Below are 10,733 nucleotides of genomic sequence, written 5' to 3' on the forward strand. Positions count from 1 at the left end.
GTGGATCGGTACGTGAGTGACCACGGGGTTGAGCGGACCGCGGTGACCGACGAGGCGTCGTCCTTGCGGGCCCTACTCGGCGTCGTTGCCGGCGCCGCGGGCATCACCGTCCGCGATCGCCCTGCTTCCCATGCTGACGCGCCTGTGAATCACGAACGTGACCAGAGCAGTTGCGCACGCCATCCGGCCTGACCCGACCGCCATCCCGGCACCACCGTCCCCGGCCCGAGGCGACTCCATCGCGACCATCACACCTCGGGTTGCTGAACCGCCGGAGATCACCTCGGATCCGGTGATCGGACGAGACTGTCAGCTCATCGAGAACCTCATCGAGCGCGGCCGTCGGGATGCGGAAGTCTTTGCCCTCCGACGCGCGGAGGCGTCCGCGTGCGTAGGCGAGCATGGCGAGTTCACGCTCGAAGTCTGCCGCGGTTCGATCGCCCACGGTCTCATCATGCCTGCGCCACGAGCCGTCTCGAAAACGGACTGTCAGGACCGCATCCACCACCACGACCCCATTCCAGATAAGCCGACCGTCACCGCGATAGACACCTCATCCCTCCGGACCTGACGACTCACCGCGGTCCCGCCAAACCGGCACCATAGGCTCTACGCCCTCCCCCGCACGCCCACATACCCCCGAACCCTCAGCGTCAACGCTGTCCCCGAGGATGCACTGGCGGCTCCTGTTATGTGCGTCTGTCTGACAGGGCCGACCTTCAACCGGACGGACCCCTGGAAAACGCACTGACCTGCACTTCCTCGACCGAACACCCTCGGCCTGCCCATTTACGCAGCAGCTTGCTGCGTAAATTCCGGTTCACCGCGTCCTTCCTCGTCTCGAGGAGCGGTCCGGTGCCCCAGGCGGACGTGTCGGTCCGCCCGGCTTCACCCACCTGTCGGCCGGATGCGAGAAGATGGCAACGATGAGTCGAGCAGAAGAAATCGAGCCCGCCGGCTACGGCGCATTATTCGAGGACATCAAGTCCCAGGTCCGCACCGCCCGCGTCCACGCCGCTCGCAAGGTCAACACCGAACTGATCCTCCTGTACTGGAAGATCGGGAAGCTGATCCGCGCTCGGCAAAGCGAGGAAGGGTGGGGAACCCGGGTCATTGCCCGACTCGCCGACGACCTCCGCACCGCGTTCCCCGGCATGCGAGGACTGTCCCAGCGCAACCTCGTCTACATGCGCACCCTCGCCACCGAATACCCCGACCCCATTRCGCAGCACCCTGCTGCGCAATTGCCGTGGGGACACATCCTCGTCCTCCTCGACCGTCTCCCCGACCCCCGTGTCCGCGACTGGTACGCCGGCCAGGCCGCCCATCACGGCTGGTCCCGCGCGACACTCGTCCATCACATCASYWCSGRTCGGCAYCTGCGKGTSGGTGCCGCMCCGAACAATTTCCCCACCACGCTGCCGGCGCACGAATCCGACCTCGCCCACGAGATCCTGCAGGATCCGTACAACCTCGACTTCCTCAGCCTCGACGCCGGTTACAGCGAGCGCGACCTCGAAGATGCCCTSATCGGTCGGCTCACCCATTTCCTCACCGAGCTCGGTGGTGGYTTTTCCTTCGTCGGACGCCAGTACAAGCTCACCGTCGGCAACTCCGACTTCTACCTCGATCTGCTGTTCTTYCACCTGGGCCTGCGCCGCTTCGTCGTCTTCGAGCTGAAAATCGGCCACGCCGAGCCCGAACACATCGGCAAGCTCAACTTCTACGTCAACGCCGTCGATGACCTGCTCCGCAAACCCGACCACGGCGACGGCACCACCATCGGAATCCTCCTCGCCGCCGACCGCGACGACATCGTCGTCGAATACGCGCTTCGCGGTCTCGACTCGCCGCTCGCCGCTCGCCGTCAGCACCTACACCACACACCGGTCCCTGCCCGCCGACGTCCGACCCGCCCTGCCGACAGCCGCCGACCTCGCCGCCGCCCTCCGGGACGTCCGACACCCGCACAACCCCCAAACCCCCTCCCCGGACCGGAACCCGACAGCTGAACACCCGCGCCCCTGGGTGCCGGCGGAACGCTCTGCAACGCAGAGTCCGGACACCTTCGCGAGGCACCGCACGTCAGGTGTCCCGCGCCAGATACCGGTCGATGACCGTGCGGCGGAACCGCAGCCGGGCCGGTGACGCGGCATGGCGGATCATCGTGCTGGTGTCGGATTTGGTGTGCAGCGGGCCACCGGGTACGGACATGGCGGTGAGCTGCGCGGCGACCTTGCCGCGCAGCGGATCCGGGGAGTTCACGCAGACCGTGCCGCCTGTTCGAGGGCATCCTTGTTTCGTTCCATCAGCCGGCCGATCTCGTCGTCGGTCAGCAGGCCTCGGTAGTAGGCGCGTTCGATCTCGTCCCTGATCGCTTTCGCCACCGACCCCTGATGCGGCTCGAACAGCCCGCGCGGAGCGTCTGGTCGCGGCCGCGGCCGATGCTTTGCCGCCCCTCATGCAGCGTGGCATGAGAGGTGATCGCCGCGGATCGGATTCTGTTGACGACTTGGAAACCCCGATCATCGAGGCAGCAGTACGACACCAAGTGCGTCTTCCTCAACCGCTCCGACTCCTAAGAGGCGATGGATGTTCCCTATTCAGGAACCCCGGTCAGGCAGGTTCGTTGCGGAACTGCAGGTCGATGGCGCCGAGAGTAGACTATGCGGTGGGTCCGAGAAGGCGAGGGTACGAGATATGAGCCTGCTCCCGTCCGAGAGCGCCGCTGGTTTAACCGCACCTGTCGCCTCCCCTAGCGTCGTCGAGCGAGCCGAGCAACTCGTCCAGCTGTTTCACGACCTCGTAAGATGCGATGCGGTGGCGCTGACGGCATCGAACCCATTCGCGCTGAGTCCACAGCACACGTTGCTCGCCTCCGACGGCTACTCCGACACGGCCCTCAGGCGGCTGTTGGACGACTTCGTTCCGAACGCAGAGAACCCGGGATTCCGCCTGCTGCGTAACGGGGTCCGTTCGGCGTTACGCTGGTCCGACCTTGACCGTGATTGGCAAATCAGGTTTGCCACAACCTCCCTTGCCGAGCAATGCCTACTTCCCGCCGGATTCCATGAAGGTGTGACCGCCTGTTTGTGGTTACCTGACGGGTCTCACGCTGGTGCCATTCATATGAACTGGGGTACGTCCCATGCGGCCACGGACGACAGGCGTCGAACAATCGAGCAGTTTCTTCCCCTTCTTGCCGACGCCAGTAATCTATTGCAAACTCATCGTGTTCTCGCCGACGAAGTGTACGGAGACGCGCACGTCGCGTTGGTCGGCGCCGGTCGCGAGCAACGAATTCCAGGCCGTGACGTTGGCCCGATTCTCCAATCGGACGGCCGCCTCTGGCCGTTGCTTCTGATGTCGGTTCCACACAGGGATGGGAGCTACATCTGGATCCACGAATCCGGGACGTTTCACCGAATCGATCTGACCCGGTGCGTGGGAGGAACGGTGCTCGTGGCCGAGCGTGAGATGTCTGCGCCCTACGACCTCACCGCCCGAGAGCTGCAGGTTGTCACGCTCCTTGCGGAGGGCGCGAGCAACCCCCAGATCGCTGATACTTTTGTTGTGAGCCGGCGCACGGTCTCGACCCATGTCGAACACATCCTGGCGAAACTCGGGGTGGCCTCTCGTGCGGAGGTAGCGGCGCTGGCCACTCGCGAGGGTGTGCGGTTGCTTCAGCCAGGAGTTCGTTCGCCACTCTGACCCATAGCTGGGCGGCCCGAAGGTGGGCAGACCCCGAAGCACCGCGACACTGACCTGAGCTAACTGCTGCGAAATCTTTCGGCGCTGACCTGGTCAGATATGTAGTTGACCGAAGAGTTGCTACAAGAGCGAATGTGCTTATCCCATGATTTCCAGCGCAAGTCTCGGTGGTGGCCAGTCGCTTGTTCGCTCTCTCCAACTCGCGTTTGAGGCGTGCGATCTCGGCCTGCTCGGTGGTGAGTTTGCCGATCTTTTCGCCGGGCTTCTTTCCGTCGAGGACGCCAGCATCGCGGTATTTGCGCCACTCGCTGATCAGGGACGAGTACAGGCGTTCGCGGCGCAGGTACGCGCCCACCGTTGCTCTCGCAGGCCTGTTCATAGGCGGTCAGGTGGGCGAGCTTGTCAGCGGCGCTGAAGGCGCGTCGTCGCTGCGGGCCTTCGGCGCGTGGGTGCGAGGGCCCATCCGGACATTGTCCTCGACCAGAGCCGTGGGTGAAATCGTCATCGCGGGTTGATCCATATCTCGCCCTGCAGGCAGGATAACTGTGAACCACTGGACGCAACTCACCCTGACACCCAGGGGTGGCCGACAAGGCGGAAAAGCGCAGGCGGGATCGTTGTGGTCGGGGTTCAATCCGGCATCGCTGCAGCCGCCGCCGGCGGCGGTGCACCATTCGGAGTCGGCGGCGTCGTGGCCGTGTTCTCGGTTTTCGGAGTCGTGCTGATTGCGTCAGCACTGTTCATCACGTTGTCCGTATAGAACCCCGACCACCATGTGTGACATCGGTTCACTTCCGCCTGAAACAGACCGGGACTGCGGAACCGGCGGCGTCAGCTGATCGGTGCGGTGTGGTCCGCTCAGCTGTCGAGAAGTTGCCGCGTCTCGAGCTGCGCCGCGAACGACAGAAGATCAGCCTCGGTATGCGGGTGCCCGACGAGCTGTAAGCCGACAGGCAAACCGTCGACGTCGGCTGCCGGAATGGACACTGCGGGCAGTCCGATGAGACTCCACGGCGCGGTGAGTGAGAGCAAGCCAGTTGGAACGTCGGCCGTCTGATCCTCGACGTTCACCCGACGACTGAACAGCGGCGGTGCCGAAATGGGAATCGTGGGCAGGGCAATGAAATCGACCGTTTTCAGTAGCTGAGCAATATCTACACGGAACTGTTCACGAATGGCGATCGCCTGCGAGAGTTGCGAATCGGTGTACGCGCCGCCCATCTCGAGACGCTCACGCACCTCTGGGTCGTACAGTTCGGTTGCGAGTCTGAGCCGCTCGGCGTGGACGGCGTGAGCTTCACGCCCTTGGATGACACGATAGGAGAAGCGAAGGTCGTCGGCGCCGTGAATATCTATTTCGTCGGTAAGGAATGGTGCGACAAGATCGCGAGCAGAACGGGTGATCGATGACTGAGTGAGATGAATCGATCTCGGCGATATCCAGCGAACGCGCACGTCGGCGACGGAAGCCTGCTCGGCCGGTGGCGGGAAATCGTGGATCAACGCTGACAGTACGACGTGTGCATCAGCCGCACGACGGGCCAGAACGCCCACGGTGTCCATCGAACTGGCCAGAGGGAGTACTCCGCGCGTGCTGATTGCCGCCTGGGTGGGGCGAATACCGACGACGCCGCAGCATGCGGCGGGGATTCGTACTGAGCCACCGGTGTCCGTACCGAGTGCGGCGGGAACGACGCCGGCGGCCACTGCGGCCGCCGAACCGCTACTCGACCCCCCTGACATGTGCCCCAATGCATGTGGGTTACTAGTTGGTCCAGTTACAGCACGGTCTCCTGTCGACCCGTTCGCGAACTCGTGCGTCGTCGTCTTCCCGATCAGTATCGCACCTGCTCGCCTCAGTCGTCCGACGCAGTCAGCGTCTCGATCAGCGATCCGATTCACGAAATGAAGCGAACCGGCAGTCGTCGGCAGACCTCGAACATCGATCATGTCCTTGACCGCTACAGGCACACCGTGTAGCGGACCACGGTCGACGCCTGCCGCCAACTCTCGATCGGCCATAGCGGCAGCTGCCCGAGCTCCAGCCCCATCGATGGTGACGAACGCGTTGATCGTCGACTGCGAGCGTTCGGCCTCGTCGATCGCAATGCTGATCAAGTCCGAGGAAGAGATCCGACGAGCACGAAGGTCCACAGCTAGATTCGCTAGGCTCCTTCGCCCGAAGTAGCCGTCGGGCAGGGGTTTCGGGGTAAGCGAACGGGGAACTTCCGTCATGTCGCCGTCGCAGTGAGGGCCGCGACGGCATCGCGGAAGGGTTCGAGAGGGGCGATGAGTAAACCAGCGCCTGCGTGTCCGCCTTCGCGTAGGGCGGCGCCCATATGGATACGTGGAGTGACCGCGGTGGAAACGACACGCGCCGCGTCGATTCCGAACGGGACGCCGCGAAAACCTAGATACGGAATCTTCCACTGGGGGTGCTCAGCCTGAGTTATCCCGTACATGGCCTCCGTCGTTTCGACCATATGCTGARCTGATCCGCCGCTGTAATCCTGGAGTGAAAACGCAGCCGCTGCCGAAAGACCGCCGAGCCCCACGGTCTCAGTAATCAGGCTCTCGCCGCCCATGAACGCAGTGTCCTCAGCAGTGATCCCGTCGAAGTATTTAGCCTGAAGAGGAGGAATGGGCGCGCGGAACCATCGCTCGCCGGTGCCTGCTGTGCGAATTGCGAACTCTTTCTCGCTCAATGCCATAGCAGTGACGATGCTGCTCTGCGGTGTACTGCTGGCGGTGGTCGCGATGCTCTTACCCGTCGCCATGGCGACGTGGAGGAAGAACAGGTCGTTCCGACTGAGGAAGTTCAGAACGTCGCGGGTTGCTGCGGTGAAGCCATTGGCCTCGAGAATAGATCCGTAGATCTGTTCAAAGAAAACCGCTGTCGCCGCTGTGTTACGGCTGTGTAGGTCGTCGCCCATGCCAAGGGCACGCCGAATGATGGGACTGGTGCGTAGGCCGCCGGAATGTCGCAGTGCTGCTGAAAGGGCTGGGCCGAGCACGTCCTTGACCCAGGTCAATTGTTGATGTACAGCCTCGTTCCATACCCCGTACGTGAGGCGTTCGCGGACACTTCCCTCGTAGAGAACGCAGTGTCCGCGCGAACCCGACGTCGAATCCTCGACAACTAGGACGGGCATCGACGCCGAGGTCACCCCGGTCACTGAGCCTACGCACCCGTAGTCATGGCACGGCCGGACGAGGATGTCTCCCGCATGTAGAAGAGCGTCGGCCTCCCCCACCGAGTTCGCGAGACCTTCGAAGAGTACCGCTCCAAGTATTGCTCTGCGCTGACCTCCTTCGTATGCAGACCAGGGCAACGGCGCTCCAGAGGTGAGGATGGTGCTGCGGGTCATACCGGGCAGCGCATCGAGGGCCGGGGCGACATCGATCAGGACGGGATCTGCTTGAAGCATCGCATTCACAGCCGCGGTATTTGCGTGAATTCGTCTGTCCAACAGCATGTTTTTTATGGTGTCTACCTGTTGATTGAGCTGCTTGTCGGTCATGCCCACCGGCCGAGGAAATCGATCACCGCAGCATTGACTTCAGCAGGCTTGGACGCGCTCAGAAAGTGATGCCCGTTCGGGATCGTCTCGAGACGTGCTTCGGTAGCACGTGTGAACAGTTTGATTTCTTCCTCGGCGTTGGCCACTGAGTAGACCTGGTCTGCGGTGCCGTGGAGCCATAGGACCGGCTGCGTCACCTCGTCCAACCGCCCGTACAGTCCGTCGCGATCACGGAGGTTGATCGTGCAGAGCCGCAGGCGGTGCCGGCCAGCGTCGCCAGAGTAGTTCGTGCGGTATATCTCGAGCCACCTCACGCGGTCTTCCGGGCTCAAGCCACCCAAGGCAGCATCGAAGGTAGCATCGACGAAATCATCGGGAACAACCCAGTCGTCGCCGACCGGTTCGCCGAAGGCGTCGATATAGGGGGTGCAGAATCCCGGCCCATCCCAGCACCCGCGGTCTCGGCTGCGTTGGCTCTCGACGTCCAGCGAGGTACCCAGCGGAATCAGACCTTTGACTACGTCGGGTGCCAGCAAGCCCATACGAGTGGCAATCCAACCCCCTTGCGAAGTCCCCAAAACGAATGCGTTCGGAATGTCGAGTGCCGCGAGGGCCTGCAGGTTCGCAACTGCGCTGTCCCAGTAGGTGAAGTGCTGGAACGTCGAACGAGTTCGGCCATGACCGTACGGCTCTAGCGCCAGTAGGTTGGCCCTGCCGTTCAGCGCGGAATCCGCAAACTGGGCGCGGTATAACTCTGCGGAGGTGGTGTACGAGTTGATCATGACCAGGGTCGGCAATTCGGGCTTGTAAGGTCGCCCGAAGGTGGCCCCTATGACCGAGCCGCCGAGATGGGGGATGGTGATGGTTTGGTCGAACGGACTCATGAACTCAATCCTCTTCTTTGTGGAAAACTTTCGAGAGTGGGTCAGGACAAAGGCACGGGCATTGCCTGGCTGGGACTCGGCGCGGTCACCGTCTGGTCGGGGCTCTGAGATAGCTCTCGGGCCGACTGGAAGAGCTGATCAACTCGTTCCAACTCTGTCCGGTCGCTGGCTCGAAGTAGGCTGACCACAACGAAGACGACAAGATTGGCTACGAGACCGACCAGGCCAGACCCCAGTCCGGCGAGCCACGGCACCGCCCCGCCTTGGTCCATGTATGGAACCGTCAGCGCCAGGGCGATTACCGCACCGACGAGCAGTCCGGCGATGGCGCCGTCTCTGTTGCCTTTACGCCACATGAGTCCACCGAAGATCGGTACGGCTAGTTGGATGATGGCTTGATATGCCAACTGCGTGACGCCGGCCAAGTTGGGTGAATCGTAGATGCGGTAGGCGACGATCGCGGCGATGATCGCGGTAACTGCCATCGCAGCCTTCGCGAGGTACAGCTCTTGCTTGTCCCGCAGTGGGTGAACTACAGCGACGATGTCGTTTGCAACTTGTGTGCCGATCGCTTGAGTGACGCCGTCGACGAAGCCCATCCCCGCTGCGAAAACTATGACAAGGGCGACAGCCAACAACCAGGTACCACCGGCGTCCTGCGCGATCGCGAAGAACGACGATACTGGATTTGCGGCGGCGAAAGGAAGCGGCGCCGCGCACAGCGCGACAAACATGAGCAGAACACAGAAAACGAAGCCGATTGCCATTGTTTGCAGCGAACCCTTCTTCACCTCACGGACGCTGGAAGCGGTATAGATTCGAGTGAATATCATTGGCCAACAGAGGCTTCCAATGATGCCGGCAGCCACGATGCCGAAGTAGTAGAGTCCGCCTTCCTCGGATCCGAAGCCAGGCAGGCTCAGTTGGGCCTCGGTAAGCTGGCTCATGTTCGAGATGCCACCGAAGTAGAAGAACAATAGACCCAGGCACAAGGTGGCTGATCCGATGTAGGCGACAATACCCTGGACCATATCGGTGACGATAAGTCCCCTCATGCCCATCTGGACGGTCCAGAACTGACGCACGACTAATACTGCAATCCCGATCAGAATGGAGTCGGCGTCAGAGAGTTTACCCAGCGATGCCCACTGGATTACTGCTCCCATTGCAATGAGCCCGAGAACGAGCCAGGGTACAAGTGCGACGACGCTGATAGCGCTTCCGATCAGCTTCAGACCGCGGCTGTTGTACCGCAGATCCAGTAGATCTGCCTGGGTCCGCAAGTCGAACTTCTTACCCCACTTCCATACTGGTCGGGCGATGAAGTACATCGCGAGAACACCAAGGACGGAGTAGACGAGAAAGTACAACCCGATTACGCCGCTGGCAACGGTCAGACCGAAAACCGCAGTGAAAGTCGAACCGGGCCACCACGAATTCGTGTACGCCATCGACACGAACCAGCTGGAAAACGAGCGCTCGCCAACGGCGTAGTTGCTGAACGTCGCGACGCTTTGGCGGTTCTTGGAGATGTGAAGGACACCAACGATGAGGACGAAGAAGACACCTAAGGCGCCAAAAGTGATGATCATCAGTCCACTGCTCCCTGTCGACACTCGGTGACCCAGAGACCGGTGACCGCTACGATCGCAGCTGCGGACACGAGGACCAGGTACCAGACCGAAATCGGTACCCCGACCACCAAGCCGTGCTGGTGCGAAAGTGCGATGTATACAGGTGGCAACAGTGCGATCGCGTTTACCAACGCGAACAGCGCGATGAACACGCTGTTCGCAGGTAAGGACCGCCGGAACATGTCGTTGCGTTTCACTTCTACCTCTTCGTCTCAGCGGCCGTTGTCATGGCGACCGGTTGACATGTAGCTAGGTGAAGAGCGTATGAACAATCGCATACCTCTGACCATCGGTCAGTTGACGTATCCTCCGGATGCCGCCACCGCATTTCCCGTCGCTATCCGGCCTGACCCACTCCAACCCGGCACCGCCGTCCCGGGCGACAGCAACTGTCGATGCCCGAGCTGGGGCGGGATGCAAACGACTCGGCTGCTGCGCGCACTGCTTCTCGTGCCAACCTGGCTATGGGGCGGGAGCTGATTTCGCCGCCGATGGTCGTGGTCATACGACACGTCCACAGTAGTCCCGCGGCAACCGCACCTGCGCGGCGGTGTCTTCCCGTAGCGAGAACGGGCGGTGTCGCACCGCCCGGCTGCTGGCGCTTGGCAACCACTGGGAGAGCTGGTGGCTGACGTTGCTGGGGATGGTGAACCTGCGACCGGGCAGCACCGAGGTCTTGGGGGGTAGTCGTTGGCAGGTTCGACGATGCAGTTCGATTCCGGATCGTAGAGTTTGACCGAGGACGCGACATTTGTCGATGGTCGCCTGCTGAAGTCGCAACATGCGACCACTGCCCGTCCCGATAGGGAGGCGCCATGCTGTATCAAGCAGCCCGACGTGCGGGATCCTCCCCCTGTTCAGGAGACTAACCGTTTACAGATCCAATCCTCGATCTTCAACAACCCAAGGGAGAAAAATGCTACGCAGAGTCGTTACGGCTACGGACGATCACGGAAACCCCTTTATTGCCGAGGATTCCACCA

The 10,733-nt window shown here is 62.0% G+C and carries 8 protein-coding genes; 2 read left to right on the top strand and 6 right to left on the bottom strand.

Annotated elements, in window-relative coordinates; genetic code table 11:
* Positions 1 to 926 precede the first annotated feature (926 nt).
* On the top strand, positions 927 to 2,012 hold the full coding sequence (locus AC1D1G_RS10780; RefSeq protein ID WP_477952038.1) for a PDDEXK nuclease domain-containing protein: 1,086 nt from the start codon (positions 927 to 929) through the stop codon (positions 2,010 to 2,012).
* Between the two features lie 73 nt (positions 2,013 to 2,085).
* Here the strand turns inward: AC1D1G_RS10780 and AC1D1G_RS10785 are convergent, their stop codons facing one another.
* Together AC1D1G_RS10785 and AC1D1G_RS10790 are read right to left on the bottom strand one after the other, a co-directional pair.
* On the bottom strand, positions 2,086 to 2,265 hold the full coding sequence (locus AC1D1G_RS10785; RefSeq protein WP_477952039.1) for a hypothetical protein: 180 nt from the start codon (positions 2,263 to 2,265) through the stop codon (positions 2,086 to 2,088).
* Positions 2,262 to 2,387 carry a hypothetical protein gene (locus AC1D1G_RS10790; protein ID WP_477952041.1) on the bottom strand — a complete coding sequence of 42 codons (126 nt, stop codon included), beginning with the start codon at positions 2,385 to 2,387 and terminating at the stop codon, positions 2,262 to 2,264. The genes AC1D1G_RS10785 and AC1D1G_RS10790 overlap by 4 nt, the downstream gene beginning before the upstream one ends.
* Positions 2,388 to 2,700: 313 nt before the next feature.
* On the opposite strand from AC1D1G_RS10790, the gene AC1D1G_RS10795 reads away from it, so the two are divergent.
* Positions 2,701 to 3,711: a helix-turn-helix transcriptional regulator gene (locus AC1D1G_RS10795; protein ID WP_477952043.1), complete on the top strand. Its 1,011-nt coding sequence runs from the start codon at positions 2,701 to 2,703 to the stop codon at positions 3,709 to 3,711.
* Positions 3,712 to 4,569: 858 nt separating this feature from the next.
* Here AC1D1G_RS10795 and AC1D1G_RS10800 read toward each other — a convergent pair.
* The 4 genes from AC1D1G_RS10800 to AC1D1G_RS10815 all read right to left on the bottom strand — a co-directional run bounded on the left by AC1D1G_RS10800 (position 4,570) and on the right by AC1D1G_RS10815 (position 9,708).
* Positions 4,570 to 5,829, bottom strand: a complete 1,260-nt coding sequence (locus AC1D1G_RS10800) for an amidase (protein WP_477952045.1) — start codon at positions 5,827 to 5,829, stop codon at positions 4,570 to 4,572.
* A gap of 113 nt (positions 5,830 to 5,942) precedes the next feature.
* A complete protein-coding gene (locus AC1D1G_RS10805) occupies positions 5,943 to 7,232 on the bottom strand; it encodes a YlbE family protein (protein ID WP_477952046.1) in 1,290 nt (429 codons plus the stop codon).
* Positions 7,229 to 8,116 (bottom strand): alpha/beta fold hydrolase, encoded by an 888-nt coding sequence (locus AC1D1G_RS10810; protein WP_477952047.1) that lies wholly within the window; start codon positions 8,114 to 8,116, stop codon positions 7,229 to 7,231. The genes AC1D1G_RS10805 and AC1D1G_RS10810 overlap by 4 nt, the downstream gene beginning before the upstream one ends.
* A 41-nt stretch (positions 8,117 to 8,157) precedes the next feature.
* Positions 8,158 to 9,708: a sodium:solute symporter family protein gene (locus AC1D1G_RS10815; RefSeq protein WP_477952048.1), complete on the bottom strand. Its 1,551-nt coding sequence runs from the start codon at positions 9,706 to 9,708 to the stop codon at positions 8,158 to 8,160.
* Positions 9,709 to 10,733 lie beyond the last annotated feature (1,025 nt).

It is taken from the genome of Rhodococcus sp. P3_B8 (assembly GCF_056402775.1).

Excerpts from the sequence above, each read along its gene's own strand:
- AC1D1G_RS10795 (WP_477952043.1), top strand. The coding sequence starts at position 2,701 with ATGAGCCTGCTCCCGTCCGAGAGCGCCGCTGGTTTAACCGCACCTGTC.
- AC1D1G_RS10810 (WP_477952047.1), bottom strand. The coding sequence starts at position 8,116 with ATGAGTCCGTTCGACCAAACCATCACCATCCCCCATCTCGGCGGCTCG.
- AC1D1G_RS10815 (WP_477952048.1), bottom strand. The coding sequence starts at position 9,708 with ATGATCATCACTTTTGGCGCCTTAGGTGTCTTCTTCGTCCTCATCGTT.